At 42.9% G+C, this 18,611-nt stretch carries 21 protein-coding genes; 7 read left to right on the forward strand and 14 right to left on the reverse strand.

Features of this window, described 5'->3' with window-relative positions:
- Nucleotide 1: 1 nt before the first annotated feature.
- Nucleotides 2-2,314, reverse strand: coding sequence for a M20/M25/M40 family metallo-hydrolase (locus OQ279_RS01770; protein WP_266068046.1), 2,313 nt, complete (start codon nucleotides 2,312-2,314; stop codon nucleotides 2-4).
- Nucleotides 2,315-2,442: 128 nt separating this feature from the next.
- On the opposite strand from OQ279_RS01770, the gene OQ279_RS01775 reads away from it, so the two are divergent.
- On the forward strand, nucleotides 2,443-2,910 hold the full coding sequence (locus OQ279_RS01775; protein WP_266068048.1) for a CBS domain-containing protein: 468 nt from the start codon (nucleotides 2,443-2,445) through the stop codon (nucleotides 2,908-2,910).
- On the opposite strand, the gene OQ279_RS01780 is transcribed toward OQ279_RS01775, so the two are convergent.
- The 6 genes from OQ279_RS01780 to OQ279_RS01805 all read right to left on the reverse strand — a co-directional run bounded on the left by OQ279_RS01780 (nucleotide 2,907) and on the right by OQ279_RS01805 (nucleotide 6,565).
- Nucleotides 2,907-3,254: a hypothetical protein gene (locus OQ279_RS01780; RefSeq protein ID WP_266068049.1), complete on the reverse strand. Its 348-nt coding sequence runs from the start codon at nucleotides 3,252-3,254 to the stop codon at nucleotides 2,907-2,909. The genes OQ279_RS01775 and OQ279_RS01780 overlap by 4 nt on opposite strands.
- A gap of 519 nt (nucleotides 3,255-3,773) precedes the next feature.
- Nucleotides 3,774-4,325, reverse strand: a complete 552-nt coding sequence (locus OQ279_RS01785) for a GNAT family N-acetyltransferase (protein ID WP_266068050.1) — start codon at nucleotides 4,323-4,325, stop codon at nucleotides 3,774-3,776.
- 189 nt (nucleotides 4,326-4,514) lie between these two features.
- Nucleotides 4,515-4,988 carry a hypothetical protein gene (locus OQ279_RS01790; RefSeq protein WP_266068051.1) on the reverse strand — a complete coding sequence of 158 codons (474 nt, stop codon included), beginning with the start codon at nucleotides 4,986-4,988 and terminating at the stop codon, nucleotides 4,515-4,517.
- Entirely contained in the window at nucleotides 4,985-5,656 is a 672-nt protein-coding gene (locus tag OQ279_RS01795; protein WP_266068052.1) for an ATP-binding cassette domain-containing protein, read from the reverse strand. The genes OQ279_RS01790 and OQ279_RS01795 overlap by 4 nt, the downstream gene beginning before the upstream one ends.
- A 122-nt stretch (nucleotides 5,657-5,778) precedes the next feature.
- Nucleotides 5,779-6,246 (reverse strand): hypothetical protein, encoded by a 468-nt coding sequence (locus OQ279_RS01800; protein WP_266068053.1) that lies wholly within the window; start codon nucleotides 6,244-6,246, stop codon nucleotides 5,779-5,781.
- Nucleotides 6,247-6,283: 37 nt separating this feature from the next.
- Entirely contained in the window at nucleotides 6,284-6,565 is a 282-nt protein-coding gene (locus OQ279_RS01805; protein ID WP_266068054.1) for a hypothetical protein, read from the reverse strand.
- Between the two features lie 205 nt (nucleotides 6,566-6,770).
- Here OQ279_RS01805 and OQ279_RS01810 point away from each other — a divergent pair, with 205 nt between their 5' ends.
- Nucleotides 6,771-7,103: a single-stranded DNA-binding protein gene (locus OQ279_RS01810; RefSeq protein WP_266068055.1), complete on the forward strand. Its 333-nt coding sequence runs from the start codon at nucleotides 6,771-6,773 to the stop codon at nucleotides 7,101-7,103.
- Between the two features lie 28 nt (nucleotides 7,104-7,131).
- On the forward strand, nucleotides 7,132-7,464 hold the full coding sequence (locus OQ279_RS01815) for a single-stranded DNA-binding protein (RefSeq protein ID WP_266068056.1): 333 nt from the start codon (nucleotides 7,132-7,134) through the stop codon (nucleotides 7,462-7,464).
- A 58-nt stretch (nucleotides 7,465-7,522) separates the two neighbouring features.
- Here the strand turns inward: OQ279_RS01815 and OQ279_RS01820 are convergent, their stop codons facing one another.
- The 3 genes from OQ279_RS01820 to metG form a co-directional block, all read right to left on the reverse strand.
- Nucleotides 7,523-8,425 (reverse strand): histone deacetylase family protein, encoded by a 903-nt coding sequence (locus OQ279_RS01820; RefSeq protein ID WP_266068057.1) that lies wholly within the window; start codon nucleotides 8,423-8,425, stop codon nucleotides 7,523-7,525.
- 187 nt (nucleotides 8,426-8,612) lie between these two features.
- Nucleotides 8,613-8,933, reverse strand: coding sequence for a GIY-YIG nuclease family protein (locus tag OQ279_RS01825; RefSeq protein ID WP_266068058.1), 321 nt, complete (start codon nucleotides 8,931-8,933; stop codon nucleotides 8,613-8,615).
- A 111-nt stretch (nucleotides 8,934-9,044) separates the two neighbouring features.
- Nucleotides 9,045-11,159, reverse strand: coding sequence for a methionine--tRNA ligase (gene metG, locus OQ279_RS01830; RefSeq protein ID WP_266068059.1), 2,115 nt, complete (start codon nucleotides 11,157-11,159; stop codon nucleotides 9,045-9,047).
- A gap of 112 nt (nucleotides 11,160-11,271) precedes the next feature.
- Here metG and OQ279_RS01835 point away from each other — a divergent pair, with 112 nt between their 5' ends.
- Nucleotides 11,272-11,859 carry a hypothetical protein gene (locus OQ279_RS01835; RefSeq protein WP_266068060.1) on the forward strand — a complete coding sequence of 196 codons (588 nt, stop codon included), beginning with the start codon at nucleotides 11,272-11,274 and terminating at the stop codon, nucleotides 11,857-11,859.
- Nucleotides 11,860-11,937: 78 nt separating this feature from the next.
- Complete coding sequence (locus OQ279_RS01840; protein WP_266068061.1) at nucleotides 11,938-12,300, forward strand: YraN family protein; 363 nt, start codon at nucleotides 11,938-11,940, stop codon at nucleotides 12,298-12,300.
- Here the strand turns inward: OQ279_RS01840 and OQ279_RS01845 are convergent.
- Together OQ279_RS01845 and OQ279_RS01850 are read right to left on the reverse strand one after the other, a co-directional pair.
- Entirely contained in the window at nucleotides 12,297-12,830 is a 534-nt protein-coding gene (locus OQ279_RS01845; RefSeq protein WP_266068062.1) for a DUF421 domain-containing protein, read from the reverse strand. The two genes, OQ279_RS01840 and OQ279_RS01845, sit on opposite strands and share 4 nt — an antisense overlap.
- 16 nt (nucleotides 12,831-12,846) lie before the next feature.
- Entirely contained in the window at nucleotides 12,847-14,106 is a 1,260-nt protein-coding gene (locus OQ279_RS01850) for a DUF389 domain-containing protein (RefSeq protein ID WP_266068063.1), read from the reverse strand.
- 225 nt (nucleotides 14,107-14,331) lie between these two features.
- Here OQ279_RS01850 and OQ279_RS01855 point away from each other — a divergent pair, with 225 nt between their 5' ends.
- On the forward strand, nucleotides 14,332-15,279 hold the full coding sequence (locus tag OQ279_RS01855; RefSeq protein ID WP_266068064.1) for a cation:proton antiporter domain-containing protein: 948 nt from the start codon (nucleotides 14,332-14,334) through the stop codon (nucleotides 15,277-15,279).
- Nucleotides 15,231-15,590: a cation:proton antiporter gene (locus tag OQ279_RS01860; protein ID WP_266068065.1), complete on the forward strand. Its 360-nt coding sequence runs from the start codon at nucleotides 15,231-15,233 to the stop codon at nucleotides 15,588-15,590. The genes OQ279_RS01855 and OQ279_RS01860 overlap by 49 nt, the downstream gene beginning before the upstream one ends.
- Before the next feature lie 27 nt (nucleotides 15,591-15,617).
- Here OQ279_RS01860 and OQ279_RS01865 read toward each other — a convergent pair whose 3' ends face one another.
- Complete coding sequence (locus OQ279_RS01865) at nucleotides 15,618-17,180, reverse strand: NAD(P)/FAD-dependent oxidoreductase (RefSeq protein WP_266068066.1); 1,563 nt, start codon at nucleotides 17,178-17,180, stop codon at nucleotides 15,618-15,620.
- 42 nt (nucleotides 17,181-17,222) lie between these two features.
- Nucleotides 17,223-18,611: a DUF5689 domain-containing protein gene (locus tag OQ279_RS01870; RefSeq protein ID WP_266068067.1), complete on the reverse strand. Its 1,389-nt coding sequence runs from the start codon at nucleotides 18,609-18,611 to the stop codon at nucleotides 17,223-17,225.

Raw genomic sequence — 18,611 nt, forward strand, 5'->3', positions numbered from 1 at the left:
TTTACTTTAAAATAAACGTTTTCTTCACCACAACAGCATCATTCAGCACAAAAGGCCGCGGAATCATAGCCTCATCGCGGGCAGGCACCTGCAACTGCGTATTCTCAAACAGGTCATAGGATGCCTCCAAGAGGGTGATTTTGGGCTGCAGTCCCTCTTCAACAGTCATTTCCAGGCGCAGGGTGTCTTTACTAACGGCGTAATAAGACAACAACTGGTCCCTCCACCTGCTTTTGTGAACGTGAAGCTCACTCTGGCCGGGTTGAAGGTAACCTGCTTCCAGTCCGTTGGCTTTAAAAGATTTAAAATTAACGGCTTTATCGGCAAAAAGGGCCATTCGATTGATCTCCCGGTTTGGAGCAATTTTTACGTGGTACACATCCTCTCCTTCAGCTTCGTTACTGGCTTTTTGAACAGAGATATAGGGTGCAGGCAGCATAATTTGTGGTGCCGGGGCAGTTTTACTAAAACTGCTGCCGTTCTTGCTCCCAAACCAATTCTCTTGTTGTGCAACTTCAGCATCTTCAAAATAAGCTGCAGTAAAGGTATCGAGCCCGGCATCATAAGTGTTCCAGGTGGCTATATTCCTATCCTTATCGGCCACGTAGACCAGGCTGTTGGGCCGTGGACGTGCCTCATTGAATTCCGATTTAAAATGTGCAACAAGGAAGAGCCCTATAAAAATCACAAAACACACGAACCCAAAAAGCTGATTACTCCTTAGCGCTCCAAAAACCGGCCACAACAGCACGAATAAAAGCACCACCAGAACAGCCGACAGAAAGAGCATTTTAAGCCCCAATGCAACCGGGAACGACAGGATGAACGGCATGAGAATAAAGATGGCCGGCAGGCTCAAAAAGGCCAGGAGGATCAATTTCCATTTTAAATCGAGGATCAAAATGAATAGCTGTACAATTCCAAACATAAGCGGAAGCACGAAATATGCCGCCCCTTTTAAGTAGACTGCAGCCAGGGCAATTATAATCCACCACAAAATAAGCGGCGCTACCAGGAGTTCATGTGTATTTTGAGGCTTCCGGAACCTGTGATAAACGTAAAAACAAATGGCGAGGGCCAGGAAGATTATGGCTGCAAGGTACCAGTAACCATTGTAAGTAAAGCCGTGCTCCATTTCCTGGTACTGCGGGTAAAACCAAAGGGCGAATTCCCAAAAGAAATAACCTGCCAACCCAGCCAGGAAAAGCGATAGCAGCAATGGCAAAAAGCCTTTCAGCATTGGTTTCACCTTCAGCTTTTTCTTCAGCATCCCAAAGATAATTACGGCAAGTAGCAAAAGAAGCGAAATGAACAACAGGGGAAAGACCCAGCTGTATGGATACGTTACTAAATTGAGGCCTGGAATATCAAAAAATAGCACATCTTCTTCAGAATTTAGACTGCTGAGTGGTGCCGAAGCCGAATACTTCAGCAAGGGCATTAAATAACTGCCCTGGTGGGCCAGCGTACGTGCATCAAGATTTTCAGGAATATCTGTAGCCGTGTGATAGTCGAAGTGATCATCGATAAAAGCAAAATTGAGTCCGTTGATATTCCCTTGCTCGCGCAGCACAGTAAGATCGGTATCGTTGGGCAGCATTTTATAAACGCTGTAAGCCAGGGAATTTGTGACGGGATAAGGGACTTCGGCTTCAGTAAAAAGATCAATTAAGGCTTTATTTCCACCATTGGTCTCAAGCAGCATAAAAGAATTCCCTCCACTACCACGAGATTCAAAATTGAGGGCCAGCCCAACATTTGCAGCCCACGGGTGTTCTTTTACAAACAATTCGGCACCGTTGAGGCCCAGCTCTTCGGCATCGGTAAAAAGAAGGATAATGTCATTAGCGGGAACATTCCCCGAAGCACGATACGCCCTGATAGCTTCAAGTATGGTTGCCACGCCGCTGGCTGCATCACTGGCGCCCGGCGAAGAATGCATTGCACTATCATAGTGTGACATAAGAAGCAGCGCCGGCCCCTCACCCTTGCCTGCTATTCGTGCCAGGATATTTTGTGAACGTACTAAAGTACCTGTTTTATTAAGGGTAAACCCTTCCTGCATTTCAATGAGAAGCCCCAGGTTTTCAAGTTGATCTACAATATAATTTCGGGCATGTGAATGCGCCGCACTACCCACATAGTGAGGTTGCTGCGCCAATGCCTGAACGTGTTTAAAAGCCCGGGCCGTAGAGAATTCATTAGCTGGTACTTCTTTATCTAAATCTACATAGGGGCGTGTTCCCTGCACACTCCAGGTGATACCTGCAATAAGAACCAGAAGCGCAATAAGTGCCTGAATATTTTTAGCCATATTCAAATATATTTAAAAGCAGTTCAACAACTAAGCTGGCTGTCCAAAAATCTTAAAGTATTGCCAACTCCCTTTATATTATTGTAGGAAATTCATATTTTAAGAGCTAACAATCAAATACTTGTGCTATGGGAATAAAGAGTTTTCAAGGAAGAAGGGCCGAGCCCGAAAAAGCTGCAAGTACTCCAATGTGCGTGAAAGATTATATGACGACAGACCTGGTGACCTTCAGAAAACATCAAACTGTTATTGAAGTGATGGAGCAACTAATGCATCATAAAATATCGGGTGCCTGTGTGGTGGACGAGGATTATAATTTGCAGGGAGTGATCTCTGAAGGGGATTGTATAAAACATATCTCAGACAGCAGGTATTATAATCTGCCGATGGATGACAACCTTGTGGAAAAACGAATGACCTGCGACGCTATTACTATAGATGCTGAAATGAATGTGCTTGAAGCAGCAAAAAAATTCATTGAACATAGGTTTCGTCGCTTTCCTATAGTAAGCAACGGCAAACTTGTAGGGCAATTAAGCCAGAGTGATGTTCTTAGGGCAGCACTTGCCCTGAAAGGACAAAGCTGGGGCTCTTAGATCCTCTTTACAAGTGCATAAAAATCCCCTTCAAGCGGCAGATATCCCTGGTCATAAACGAAGTAGTAGGTATTCCCGGTCTTTGTAGTATATATGCTGGTGAAATAATCGAAATTAAAGCCTTTGGTAAGCAGTTTTGATTTGGAAAGTTTAATTTTCCCATCGGGATTTAGCTCTTCGAGAATACGGTAGTTTTTGCGCAACTGGTTATTAACGTTGCGCACCAGATTCTTGCTGTCTTTGTTGAGATTGTTGTTATATGCATTGCGACAGTAATCGCTGCAGAACTTTTTATCTGTTCTCCCCACAATTTTTTCTCCACATTCAAGACAGCCTTTTTCCATACTTTTAAAAATAGTAATTTTTGATTAATTCAGTTCCTGTTCATTGTTTATTAAATAATTGCTAATTGAAAAAGAAGGCCACGAATTCACGAATCTTTTTTTCCACTCAGACCGATTACTCAGGCTTAATCACGCAAAGGACGCAAAGGAATTCGCAGAGGCCGCCAAGATTCCTGTTCATTGTTTATTGATAATTGTTAATTGAAATGAAGGCCACGAATTCATGAATCTTTCTTTCCACCCAGACCTGTTTACTCAGGTTTTATCACGCAAAGTCCGCGGAGGTTGCGCAAAGACCGCAAACAATTCCTGTTCCTTGTTAATTGCTTATTGTTAATTGAAAAGAAGGCCACAGATGCACTGATATTTTCTCTCTACTCAGACCTGCTTACTCAAACCTTTAATTGTTTATTGATAATTGCTCATTGAAAAAAGGCCACAGATGCACAGATAATTTTTATCTACTCAGACCTTCTCACTCAGCCTTTTAATTTCTGCCCATTATTAATTGGTTATAGTTTATTGGTTATTGATAAGTGAAAAAACAGCCACACTAATAAACCTGCCGTTCTTTATTTCTGAATCTCTTAAAACACCTTCCTGCTGAAAATGGCATTTTTGGAGGGTATTTTGGCTACTGATGTTCTCGGTTTCCACAAAGGCTTCAATCCTGTGGAGATGTAACTTTTGAAAAGCATATTCCAGCACCACTTCCAGCGCCTCCTGCACAAATCCCTTTCCCCAATACTTCGGAAGCAGCCAAAATCCCAGTTCTGCTTTTTTGTGTTCCCTGCTCAGGTTGTTATACCCAATTGCCCCGCAGAAGCTATTGTCTTCAGCAGAAATTATCGCCCACCATATGCCCGTTCGGGTCCTTTCCAGTTCTGCATACCACTCCAGCTGTTCCCAGGTCGCTTCAAGACTGTTGTAATTTACACCGTAATACTTTATAACATCTGGATTGGAGAGTCCACTATAGACATTCTCCAGATCTGCTTCTGTGATCTGACGTAGCTTTAAGCGGGTTTTTGTAAGTTTGGGAAAGTCATGTTTACAATTAACAGTGATCAATTATCAATAAACAATTAAAAAAGTTTCGGGTTGCCAATAAAGTTACCAGTTTGGAACATTGAACTATACTGGAATTTGGTTTTTGGTGCTTGGTGCTTGGTGCTTGGTGCTTGGTGCTTGGTGCTTGGTGCTTGGTGCTTAAAATTTCTCAATACTCAATTCTCAATACTCAATACTAACTACTAAATACTATTTAAGCTTCTCCAGCTCCAGGTTCAGGTCGTACTGCAGGTCTTCGTGCAGCTTCTCCATATTCTTTTTCGCCAGGTCCAGCTGCCGTTCATAAAGGCTTTTCAGGATCTTATTACGGCGGATGGAAGGTTTGAAGTCATTCATCTTCTGAAGAAAATAGATCAGCAATTCTACTTCGGTTTCCTTTTTCCCCGAATATCGACTGTATTTTTTGACATTTTTGAGGATCTTACGAATACCCTTCTTTGTGTAATAAGTATTGCTGCGGTTGATTAAGGCAAATTCTGCATCCATCTCCATTTTCACCTTCTGCCTGTATTCCTCTTCATCCTGTGCATCAAACAGGAGATAGGTAAGCAGTTCTTTATTTTCCTTTTTAAAACGCGACAGGCGAAGCACAATTTGCAAAAGCTCCTCCCGGTCCTGGTGTTTTAATTCGTCTCTTATTTCTTTTGCCGAAGCTGGTTTCATTGATTTCTAACTTTTAAATATTCGTGCGTTGCCAGGTCTTCCTCGTTCTCCACCTTGTGCAATTCCCCTTTTTTCAGAATAAAATTATCAACTGCTATCTCCAGCACATCGCGGTAATAATGATCTGTAACCACAATCCCCTTAGTTGCTTTAAGCGAAAACAGCAACTCTTTGATCTTTTCGATATACTGCGGCTCCACCATAGAAAAAGGCTCGTCTAGCAGCAGGAAAGGATGCGGCATGTGAGCCAGCAACAGCAATTCCAGGTACTTTAATTGTCCGGCAGAGAGCTTGCCGACTTTTTTGTTTTCAAAAGCAGCGACTCCCGGCGAGTAAAATATCCTGTCCTGCGCTTCGCCTTCAGGAAAAATAAGGGGAATCACATCGCGCACCTTCAGCTCTTTGGGGAGAAAACTGTCCTGAGGCAAATAGCCTGTCATTTTCTTCGGAATTACTTCGGAAGTTTTCACCTTCACACCATCAAGCGTTAAACTTACAGCATCTACACTTATAATTCCCATTACCGCCTTAAGCAAAGTAGATTTACCTGAACCATTCCTGCCAAAAAGGCCAATAATCTCACCCGTTTTACAGCTGAAGGCAACATCACACAGAAGCTGATTTTTTCCGAAGCTATGACTCAGCTTACTTACTTCGAGCGTTCTCATATAAAAACAGTGCGAGCTGGCGAGCTTGATTGTCCGCAGGACAATCAAGCGTTGCAAGCGAGCATAAAGTTTCGATTTGAGACAGATTTCAGCATTGTTTTTATGTGTTGTTGTAGCACGTTTTATTCGTATTTATACTTCTTTCTCCAATTATTTTCACTCTCCAGGAAATCAATTAAAATTGTTGTCATTTCCTCCACTGATGTTGGTGGTACAGATTTGAGTAAATGGTCATTCTCAGTCACGTATCCCGAAGCTAATCCATCTTCTTCTAAACTTCCACTTACGTGTAAAGCGTTACCATTTTTATCTTCAAGTTGCACAATATGAAATACATTCCAGTTGATTGATTCCATTAAATCTTGTATAATTTCGGGAGTAGTATTTTCGGATATTGTTTCAAGCGTTTCCCCATAGTCATAGGTAACCACCAGCTTTAAAGTCCGCTGCTGTTGTGAATCAATCTTTTGAAGTGTAGAAATTTTATTTTTAGGAATGTTCCAGTTGTCAGCTGTCCGTGTTGAATTGAATTTGAAGAAGATTGCTGCTCCGAACAGGAGAAATGTTCCAATCAGTAGGTATGTGTTCATTTTTTTGAGTGAGTTTGGTTAATGTGCTACAACTGTTTCATAGAAAAAGGAAGAGTATAATTAGAAGCGGAGTCACAAAAATGAGATTGCAGATCCACACCTTCTTCAGAAGGAATCTTTTTGTAAATCCGAGGTTGTAATACAGGTAATATTCATTTTTTCTGAAGGTTTCGTAACCAAGATAGCCAATAAACATTCCGAAGCTAAGAAAGATTAGCGTACCGCTTACCGCTCCAAAATAAATTCCCGAGATCACAGAGAAAATGAGGTTGAAAAAATTGAAATCCCGGTAGTATTTCCAGAAGGCTCTTTGATTCATTCTTGGTTGGTCTCAAATGGTTGGTAACACAGCAGTTTTGTAATAATACAAAAATTTATGCTGCAAAAATTATTCGTTTACAAACACTTACAAACGGATGTAAACGAAAACAAATCAGTATCAACCGAATAACATTTGAGACCGGTAGTAGGTTTGTCTCGTTGAAATGAACAAATGAATTTCAGCTAAAACAAATTTTGACATCATGAACACACTAAGAAACAAAGTACAGCTTATTGGACACGTAGGGAACGCACCAGAGATCGTAAACATGGAATCGGGTAAGAAGCTTGCCAAATTCTCTATCGCCACCAATGAAACCTATAAGAACAACAAAGGCGAAAAAGTAACCGATACGCAATGGCACAACGTAGTTGCCTGGGGCAAAACTGCCGATCTTATTGAAAACTACGTGCCTAAAGGTAAAGAAATAGGTGTGGAAGGCAAACTTACCAGCCGCAGCTATGAGGATAAAGACGGCATAAAAAGATATGTAACAGAAGTAGTTTGCAATGAGGTACTGCTTCTCGGAAAATAAGGATCTATTAACGATAATTCATACAATTATGAACACGCTAAAAAACAACGTACAGCTGTCGGGCAACGTGGGCAAGACGCCCGAGATCATCACATTAAGTACCGGTCGAAAACTGGCAAAATTCTCCCTTGCCACACGAGAGACCTACACCAATCATAAAGGAGAAAAAGTGACCGATACCCAATGGCATAATATCGTCGCGTGGGGCAAAATGGCCGAGATGGTGGAGCAGCAGGTTCCTAAAGGCAGGGAAATTGAGCTCGAAGGAAAACTGAACAGCCGAAGCTATGAAGACAAGAACGGCATCAAAAAATATGTAACCGAAGTTGTATGCAGAGAATTGATCCTGCCGGAAAAATAGGTGTCAAAAATGCCATTTTTGAGTAACAAGTGCAGGAACTCCCTGCGCTTGTTATTTTTTAAAAATAGATTTCCTGTGCCTGCCGGAAAGTGTTGGCGTGTGCCTCCACAATATTTTTAATATGGGGAGAATAGCCGCCGCCCATACTCACTTCAACCGGAATTCTCAGGTCATGGCAGGTTTGCAGTACAAATCGGTCTCTTTTCTTACAACCGGCCTGGGTGCAGCCCAGCTTTCCAAGTTTATCTGTAGCCAGGATGTCCACTCCGCTTAAATAGAAGATGAAATCAGGGGTTTGTTCTTCGATAAGTCGGGGCAGGGTTTCTTTCAGGATCTTTAGATATTCTTCATCGCCGGTATTGTTCTCCAGCTCTATATCGAGATCAGATTTTTCCTTTTTAAAGGGATAATTGTTTTTCCCGTGCATAGAAAAAGTAAAGACCGAAGGATCATTCTGGAAGATTTCTGCCGTTCCATTTCCCTGGTGTACATCTAAATCGACGATAAGGATCTTCTTTGCTAGATTTTCCTTTTGCAGCCATTTCGCCGCCACCGCCTGATCGTTAAACATACAAAAGCCTTCCCCCTGATTTGAATAAGCATGATGGGTGCCACCGGCAATGTTCATTGCAATGCCATGTTGCAGAGCATATTCTGCCGCCTTAATAGTGCCCGAGGTAATTAGAAATTCCCGTTCCACCAGTTTTTTAGACAGAGGTAAGCCAATGCTCCTGGCTTCGCGGTAGCTCAGCGTCTGATTCTTTAGCGCCTCTACATAATTCTTATCGTGAACAGCAAGAATATCAGATTCGTTGGGGAATACAGGTTCAAAAAAGTTTTCCTGGGTGCAGGTGCCCTCGTGAAGTAATTGCTGTGGCACCAGTTCATATTTTTCCATCGGGAAACGATGGCCTTTGGGCAAAGGCAGAAAGTAAATGGGATGGAAAGCGATTTTGAGCATTTTTTTGTCAGGTCGAGCGGAATGCAAACCTCCTATCGTTTTTTTTAATTCTTTTTCTCAAGAAACCCCTCGACTCCGCTCGGGGAGACTAAATGGTGTAAAGGAGACAATTCATTTGTCAGGTCGAGCGAAGTCGAGACCTCAATCCTTTCTAAATATTATTCAGGATAAGCTCACTGGCAATCTCCTAATTATTAATATTCCTATTTTTAGAATGACTTTCATTCCGGCACTCAGCCAAAAGCTTCAGAAGTATCTCATCTTCATTAGCCAAAGCTCTTTTCTTCTGAGCGCTCCATTTTTTGATCTTCTTTTCAAACCATATTGCCTGAATTACATTAGTAAACTCCTGGTGAAATATTACTTCTACTGGCCTCCTTTTATAGGTGAAGCTGTTTTTATTTAATCCAGCATTATGTTCTTCCAGTCTTCTGGAAATATCATTTGTTATACCCGTATAAAGGAGTTTATCGGAACATTCAAGGATATAGACATAATACAGTTTCATCTTTTCAAATTGAAGATCGTTCTAGAAAGAAACCCCTCGACAGAGCCTGTGCCGAGCGCAGCCGAGGTGCTCGGGGAGACAATGCATTGTCAGGTCGAGCGGAGTCGAGACCTACGAAATCACTGTACCCTCTTTCACTCCCTCTTCATCGGGATTCACGAATACGAGCTTTCCTTCTTTGTTCTGGGTCATCAAGATCATACCTTCACTCTCCACCCCGCGCAGTTTACGCGGTGCAAGGTTCACAAGCACGGTTACTTTTTTTCCTATAATATCTTCAGGTTTAAAGCTTTCGGCAATACCTGAAACTATGGTGCGTACATCAATTCCGGTATCTACCTTCAGCACTAAAAGCTTGTTGGCTTTTGGCATCTTTTCGGCTTCGACTATTGTGCCCACTCGCAGGTCCATTTTTGAAAAATCTTCAAAAGTGGCAATTTCCTTCTGGGGTTCGGCTTTTTTGTTTTCGGCTTTGTTTGCTGCCTTTGTTGCTTCCAGTTTATCCAATTGCTTCTGAATTTGTTCGTCTTCTATTTTTGAAAAAAGTAATTCGGCTTTCCCAATTGCATGTCCGGGTTCTAAAAGCTCTTTTCCGGCGCTAATCTTTTCCCATTCGCTTTCCTCCTGCTCTTCTCCAAAAACAACTCCGCTGGTGTTGATCACTGCTTCCGAAGTAGAGCGGCTATAATCTAATATATTTTTCAGCTTTTGTGAACTGAATGGCAGGAAGGGTTCACTAAGACTGGCCAGTGCCGAGGCTATCTGCAACGCCACATACATGATGGTTTTCACCCTTTCTTCGTCGGTCTTGATAAGCTTCCATGGCTCTTCATCGGCCAAATATTTATTTCCGAGGCGGGCTACGTTCATGAGTTCGCCCTGGGCTTCCCTAAACCTGTATCGTTCAATAGAACTTGCAATCACTGCAGGATAGGCTTTTAATTCGGCTAAAGTTTGTTCGTCAACTTCAGAAAATGCTCCGGGTTTAGGAACTATTCCTTCGTAATATTTGTTGGTGAGCACTACCACCCGATTGATAAAGTTTCCAAAAATGGCAACCAGCTCGTTGTTATTTCTTGCCTGAAAATCTTTCCAGGTAAAATCATTGTCTTTGGTCTCCGGCGCGTTAGCAGTTAAGGCATACCTCAACACGTCCTGCTGACCAGGAAATTCTTCAAGATATTCATGCAGCCATACCGCCCAGTTCTTTGAAGTGGAAAGCTTGTTGCCTTCCAGGTTCAAAAATTCGTTTGCAGGTACATTTTCCGGAAGGATAAAACTGCCTTCAGCCTTAAGCATGGCCGGGAAAATAACGCAATGGAATACGATATTGTCTTTCCCTATAAAATGTACAAGCTTGGTGTCTTCATCTTTCCAGAACGGTTCCCAATCTCTGCCGGTTTTCTCTGCCCACTCTTTAGTAGACGAAATATAGCCTATAGGGGCATCAAACCATACATACAGCACCTTGCCTTCGCCACCTTCTACGGGTACAGGAATCCCCCAGTCCAAATCGCGGGTCACCGCACGTGGTCGCAGCCCGTCGTCTATCCAGGATTTTACCTGTCCGTATACATTAGATTTCCAGTCTTTTTTATGCCCTTCAAGGATCCATTCCTTAAGCCAGCTTTCGTATTGATCTAGCGGCAAAAACCAATGCCTGGTTTCCTTCAAGACCGGAGTGGAGCCAGTGATGGCCGACTTTGGGTTGATAAGATCTGTAGCGTTATGGCTGGTTCCACATTTTTCACACTGGTCGCCATAACTCTCTTCAAAACCACATTTTGGGCAGGTACCCACCACAAACCTGTCGGCCAAAAATTGTTCAGCTTCAGGATCGTAGAGTTGTTGGGTGGTTTCTTCAGTAAATTTACCAGAATCGTACAGCTTTTTAAAGAATTCGGAAGCTGTTTTATGATGAACTTTAGCCGAAGTTCTCGAATAATTATCGAAAGAAATTCCGAAGTCTTCAAAGCTTCTTTTAATTACTTTATGGTATTTATCTACCACATCTTGTGGAGAAATGCCTTCTTTTTTTGCTTTTATGGTAATAGGCACCCCGTGTTCATCACTCCCGCACACAAAGGCCACCTCGCGCCCCTGCATTCTCATGAAGCGCGCGTATATATCGGCAGGTACGTAAACGCCTGCCAAATGTCCAATATGTATAGGCCCGTTAGTATACGGCAGGGCCGCCGTAATCGTATATCTTTTTGGTAATTCCATTCTCAAAATTAAAGGCTGTAAAGTTAAGCAAGTGCAGGGGATTACACGTTAAATTTTAGTAAAAGGCAATGCCGATGCGACAAATCTTCTGCATTTTAGTAAAAAAGTAGAAATGAAGAAACTGTTCCTCCTTGCGCTCATAATATCAATTTCAGGTTGTAAAAGCCGAAAACTCACAGCCACTTCTTCGGAAAGATTTCAGCTTGAAAATTTAGCTGAAGTCATTAGCGAAAACCGGTTAGCAAGCATTTATCCTGAAGCAGAAATCTCTGAAGGAATTGACCTTTTTGACGAGGGTACGGTAGAGCGGGCTTACAGTATTCTTTATCCGGGGACCAATGACGAACTCCTTATTATCTGGGAAGATAAAACCCAAAACCTGCCGCATCAAATCTATGTTGAAAAAGATGGCCGCTGGCATACAGGTGAAGGGATTACCGTTGGCACCCGCTATGAAGACCTGGTAAAGATCAACAACGGGCCCATAGATTTCTACGGGTTTGGCTGGGATTACAGCGGGGCTGTAGACTGGAAGGACGGGAAGATGAATGATTCTAATGTAAGGGTCTTCTTAACCCCGGTAGATGCACCTCCAAAAAACTTTTATGGAGATCACATCATAGAAGCCAATCCAGAGGATATTATCAACCTTGACCTGAAGGTGAGGGCCGTAATCTATCAAAAGGAAAGCAGGTCTTAAATTGAAGTAACCTATACCTAAACAGGGTGCCAAAAATGACATTTTTGACACCCTGTTTTACAAAGGATTTAAAAACTGATGGCACAGCACAATGAATTAGGTAAACGGGGAGAAGAACTTGCTGTAGCACATCTTCTGGCAACCGGCTATGAAATTGTGGCCCGAAACTTCATGTACCAAAAGGCGGAAGTTGATATCATTGCCCGTAAAGACAACATCCTGGCAGTTGTTGAAGTAAAGACCCGCAGTACGCCCGATTTTTTTGGGGATCCGCAGGATTTCGTAAAGAAGAAACAGATCAATCAGCTGGTTAAGGCGATAGACTATTTTGTCAATGAGCACAACCTGGATGTAGAAGTGCGGTTTGATATTGTTGCCATAATTAAAAATAAGGCAGGAACCCGGCTGGAGCACATAGAAGATGCTTTCTTACATTTTTAAAGATCATTTTTCTCTACCAGTTCGCTATACGTTGAGTTTTCACCCTCCTCTGATTTCCCAATTACCGAAAGGGTGGCATCAATCTCAAGAATCACCGCGGCAACATCATTCATGCTGCCAAAGCCCTTTTTTCGGGCGGCACTAAGAACCTTGCTCTTATCGAGCCTCTCCTTGTGCAGGTTCTTCTCAAGAAACTCTCCATTGTAATACAAAAGCCTGGGTTTGGTGTTGAATATATTTTTAAAAGTATCTGACTTATTTTCGAAGTATGCAAAAACGAACTGAAGCACCGCCAGTAAAATAAAGGCTGTAAGGGCTTCAGAAATTGAAAGGTTTTTGGTGGTGAGGGTCCGTCCAAAAACAGCACCTACCGCAACCGCAATTACAAAGTCAAAGGCGCTCATGCTTGCCAGGGTCCTTTTCCCAGATATCCGCAAGATAAGAACTATAGACAGGTAAGCCGTAACACCAACTATTACGATGCGCACCAAAGGCTGGAGTCCGTTCCATAAAAAAGTAGTGTCGTCCATAATTTATTCCAGATTATTAATCTTCAGCTACATTGACTTGAAAGACTTCATAAATATTGTCTTCCTGGTGGCGCAGGTTTTCTTTAAGATGATTGATTATCCTCTTTTTAAGAACACTTTCTGATAAAGTAGTATCACTGGGAAGCACGGTTATATTGTAGCTCACTGTAGGATTTCCATTGATCATGGTATTTGTGAAATTCACATCCTTTCCTATCACCTCAATGTAGTCAAGCTTATTGAGTTCTTTATCAAGTTCTTCAGTAAGCTCTGTATTCATGCTGGCCTTCCGAAGAAAAGGAGGCTGACTGAACTGCCACACCATCATTGCTCCAATTCCCAGTGTTACAATGGCTGTGGTAAGGTAGGTGAGCTTTTTATTCCCTTTAAGAAAACGAACCCCTCCCGGAGTAACTCTTCCGAAGAAATAGAAAACAAGTGTGGCGGCCAAATGAATTCCCAGCAGTTGCAGGATGATCCTGAAAACGCTGCTCCATACAATTTCCCAGTTCATCATGTAAATTCCGGCACCCACGAGTCCTACAGGTGGCGCAAGGGAAGCAGCAACCAGGATGCCCACTGCCGCACCCGAAACCAGACTGTCCCTTTCTGATTGCACTATATTTATTGCCCCCGCAAAACCTGAAATAAGAGGTAGTAAAAGTGCCACTTTTGACACATGACTCACTTCTACCATTAACGGCGTCAAGGTTTCAAGAGGAAATATTACGGTCATTAAAAAACTGGCCAATATTCCTATTCCTATGGCCATACCGTAACGTTTAAGGCTGCTTTTAAGCAAAGGCATCTTTCCTGCTGCAGTGGCCAGTGCCGCATTCATAGCCGGACCTGCAAAAGGAGCAACTAACATTGCCGCCACTAAAAGAAAAATTGTTGTGGTGTAAAGTCCTATCCACACAATAATCCCGGCGGCAAAAGAATAACCAATGAGGCCTTTTACAGAACCTACACTTTGAATGCCGCCCAGGTAAATTTCCAACGAACTTTTAGGCTGTACATCGGCCACCTGCCCGGGAGATTCTGAAGCCGGCGGATACAAAGTGATCACCCCCCGCGGAATGAGACTTATTTCCGGTTCTTCATACTCATCAATACGCTTGAGAAAATTATTAACTGTTCTGTTTGGCAAATAAATAACAAATACATCCTGCTCGTCCTGAGGTAAATAAATAGTATTCTTACCCTCGAATTCTTCAATAGATTTTAAAACTTCGTCCTTGTGTCCTTTTGCAATTTTAATTATTAGCTGGCGCATGTATTGTCTTTGTTTAAAAGCATAAAGAATGTTTTTTGAGTATCTGCCTACTATACAAGATAATAGAAAGCAGCTAACTGCACCATTGCATTAAGGGAACTTTAAGTGTTCGCCAGCAAATACAGCAGCAAAGACCACCTGGTATTCCAACATTTTAAAAAATTCTTAAGAAAATAGCAGCGGCAACTGCTTACCTTTAAAATAACAGCTAAAAACAGGGCACCAATGGATGCAATGACTATCATATTCTTTATAAGCTTATTGATCATACTTGTAGGTGCATTTTTTAAAAAGATCCAAAATGTTTCAATTACCGAACCCTTACTGGCACTTTCGCTGGGTGTAATATTGGGGCCCGCTGTGCTCAACCTAATACAGATCATTGATTCTCCTACCCAATTTTATATTCTTGAAGTAGCCTGCCAGTTCACCATTGCAATGGCATTAATGGCAACTGCTTTGCGGCTTCCAAGCCACATTTTTAGGAAAAATGCTACTACCCTTTCTATCCTGGTGATCTTCGGAATGCTGCTTATGTGGGTGCTGGCCAGCGGAGTCTTTTATTTACTGATGCCAAATCTGAATATTTTTGAATGCCTGCTACTGGGTGCTATAATAACCCCCACCGATCCTGTAGTGGCGTCTACACTTATCACCGGCCAAAAAGCTCAAAAATTCCTGCCGGCAAAATTGCGAAATACACTTTCTTTTGAAGCCGGAGTGAATGACGGACTTGCCTTTCCAATTGTTTTTCTTGCCCTTTACCTGTTAAATGCAGAAGGCAGTGGTGACCTGGGGCAATGGTTCGTAAAAGTGCTATGGTATGAGAGCATTCTCTGTGCAATTTTGGCATATGGCGTGGGCTACGGCTGCGGTTATCTTCTTAAAAAGACCCATAAGGCCGGCTACCTCAACCATAAGACGCTTTTATCTTTTTCAATCGCAGTAGCCCTGTTGCTCCTGTCGGGTTTTGAGTTGCTTCAAATGAACCCTATTATTGCCGTTTTTGCCGGGGCTTTGCTTTTGCAAAAGATATTACTGCAAATGAAGATCTCGAACAAGAGAGAATTCAGGAGACTATGGAAAGGATCACCACCGTTCCCGTATTTTTTATTCTGGGGCTCATGCTGCCCTGGCAGGACTGGTATGCCCTGGGCTGGACCCCGGTGTTGATCGTTGTTCTCATTCTCCTTTTTAGGCGTCTCCCGGCGCTGCTCATTTTGATGCCCTTCATGCCTCAGTTCCGGAAGAAAATTTACAGTGTTCTCATCATGGGCTGGTTTGGGCCTATAGGCGTCGCAGCCCTTTACTATGCCGTGCTTACTAAAGACAAAGCTAATTTTGAGGAAGTCTGGATCATTCCCAGCCTCATTGTTGTAGCTTCTACAGTCGTACACGGATTAACCAGTGTGCCCCTTGAAAAATTGTACCACAACACTTCGGAAGGAACAAACGAAAGGGAAAACCTGGAAAACCGAACCTGAAAGCGGAGGAGAACCATTGAATATTGTTTATTGTTTATTGTTTATTGCCAAAACCGCTTTTTCAGCACATTTTTCTCCATCAACAGCGGCCGAAACTATTCCACCGGCATAGCCTGCACCTTCACCACAGGGATAAAGCCCTTTTATTTGCACATGTTCAAGAGTTGCAGGATCACGTGGAATACGCACGGGCGAGGAAGTTCGGGATTCGGTAGCATGCACTACAGCTTCATTGGTAAAGTAGCCTTTCATGCTTTTGCCAAATTCCACAAATCCCTTCTGAAGGCTTTTATGAACAAAATCTGGCAGCACTTCTCCTAAGTCTACTGAAGTAATTCCGGGTTTGTAGGAGGTCTGCGGAAGATTTCCGGAGGTTTTGCCTTTACTAAAATCCACCAGCCTTTGTGCAGGGGCGGTTTGAGTTTTTCCGCCGGCGAGCCAGGCTTTTTTCTCCACTTCCTGCTGAAATTTGAGAGCTGCCAATGGTGAATCTCCAAAAATTGCAAAATCTGAAGGTCTTATTTCCACCACTATTCCAGAGTTTGCCGTCGCCTGATCTCTCTTGCTGGGAGACCAGCCATTGGTCACGATCTCTCCCGGGGAGGTGGCACAGGGTGCAATGATCCCGCCGGGGCACATACAAAAGGAATAAACTCCCCGGCCTTCAACCTGTTTTACAATGCTGTAGGCAGAAGGAGGCAAGAATTCTCCACGGTTTGCAGTGTGGTACTGGATTTGGTCAATAAGGCTTTGAGGATGCTCTACCCTTACGCCCAGGGCAAAAGGTTTTGCTTCTATATAGATCTTTTTGTTGTACAGTAGCGTAAAAATATCCCTGGCCGAATGTCCCGTCGCTAAAATGACCTTTTTCGCAGCTATTTTTCTTCCGTCAAGCAACTGCACACCAGCGATTTCATCATTTTTCACCTCAAAATCTACTACCCTCGCGTTAAAAAGTACTTCTCCACCATGTTCAATAATCGTGCGGGTGATATTTTCAATAATAGCAGGCAACTTGTTTGTACCAATGTGAGGGTGCGCCTCAACCATAATTTCGCGGGTGGCACCAAAGGCAACAAAAAGTTCCAGGATCCTGTTAACGTCCCCACGTTTTTTGCTTCGGGTGTAGAGTTTCCCGTCAGAGTAAGTTCCGGCGCCTCCTTCTCCAAAACAGTAGTTGGAATCTTCGTTTACTATATGTTCAATATTCAGCTTTTTGAGGTCACGGCGGCGAGCACGAACATCTTTTCCTCTTTCAATAACAATGGGTTTTTTACCCAGTTCAATGCAACGAAGGGCGGCAAATAATCCGGCAGGCCCGGCTCCCACAATGATCACGGGTTGGGCAGCCGAAACATCTTTATATTCCGGTTTATTGATCTTTTCTGCTTCAAAGTTTTCCTGCAGGTAAAGCTGCACCCTTAAATTTACTTTGATCTTCTTTTGCCTGGCATCGATGCTCCTTTTTAAGATCTCTACATGTCTTATTTCAGAAAAAGGAATTCCCTTCTCCCTCGAAAGATGATGTTTTAAGGCTTCGGTATTTGCGGCAGTTTCAGGAGAAACCTGAAGATTTATTTCTTGTTGCACCCGTATTTATTTTGACGCAAATATAAGTTTTCTCATAAGGTATTAATCAGCAGTAATAAGAACATCGTCAAGCTCATAGATGCCGTTGTAATACGAATGGTCACTCCCGGTATACCTAAAGGCGATAAAACCTTTACCTGTTACGCACGAAAGGTCAACCAGGCCCGAGGAAATCCAATCGCCAAAGAAATCGTTATTTGCTGCTATGTTTGCGGCCGAAAGGATTTTCCATTCCGCTTTTAAAAGGTTCTCTTCGGAACCATCCCAGTCGATAGAAATAAGCACTTCCATAAAACTGCCATTTGCCATACTTGTAGAAGTTTTAAATCTGAGTACTTCTGCCGAATTAGTATCAAAATTGATCTTTGGCGTAATAAGCCAGCTAAGGCTGCGGGCATCACCCGAACCTGCCGGTCTCATCCTGGCCGATCGGCCGAGGGAAGCGTTTGCCCCTGTGGCAGTAAAAGCCTCCCATGGGCGGGAACCTTCCTGGATAATGTTTTTCCAGCCTTTTCCATCAACAGGTTTATTGTTCTTCTGTAAACTGAAATCATCTTCAAACAGGATTTTGCTTCCTCCTGATGTAGCCAGGCCGCAATTATAAGTTTCAGGATCACAGCGCGTGTTATTGCTGAAGCTTATATCTCCCGGAAGGTTCATATAAATGGTATAAATTTCATCATAGAAATCTCTGGTCAAAATTCCCTGCACGCTCCCCGAACCGGTGGGCAGCTTTAGAGCAGCAAAATCGGCATAGGTACTGGTGCTAATTATAAAGGGAAAATCTCCCGCGCAGCTCTCTACCAGCCTTTCGCCGTCAAACTCATCATTTTCTTCTGCTGCATAAGTTGCAGGATTTTGAGGGATGACCAGCAATTTATTGAACTGCACATTCTCAATTTGCACGTACAGGTTCTCCAGTACATCACCAAATTCTGAAGCTTTTATGAGCTTCGGGGTGATTTGAGCTACCTCTGCACTTCTGCTTATATGCAAAGTAACCTGCGATTCAGGAATATTTACAATCTGGTTTCCGTCGGCCACGCCAAGTGTTGCTATGCCGTTCACCTGCCCAACACTAAGGCCGTTAAGGTGAATATACACTTTTCTTCCGAAGTTATAGAACTGGTAGTAGGAGGTCATGTTCAGTTTAATATTTAACCCTGCTCTGGGCTGCTCCGGTTTGTCCTGCACCACCATTTCTTTATAAAAATTCCCGGCTTCATCGCTGGAAACCACATAAGCCTCAAGCACGAGATCTTTATCAAAGCTCAAAACCCTTTCCTGATCTTGCATAAACATTCCCACCACCGCCTGTAGATCAATGTTGGTCTCTACAGGAGTAATCGTCACGGCAGGTGCAGTAAAATCATCTTCAGGAGCACAGGAAACAATAATCAACAGGCTCAAAAATGGCAAAATTCTCTTCAT

This window comes from Salinimicrobium profundisediminis (genome assembly GCF_026241755.1).
Classification (GTDB): Bacteria; Bacteroidota; Bacteroidia; order Flavobacteriales; family Flavobacteriaceae; genus Salinimicrobium; species Salinimicrobium profundisediminis.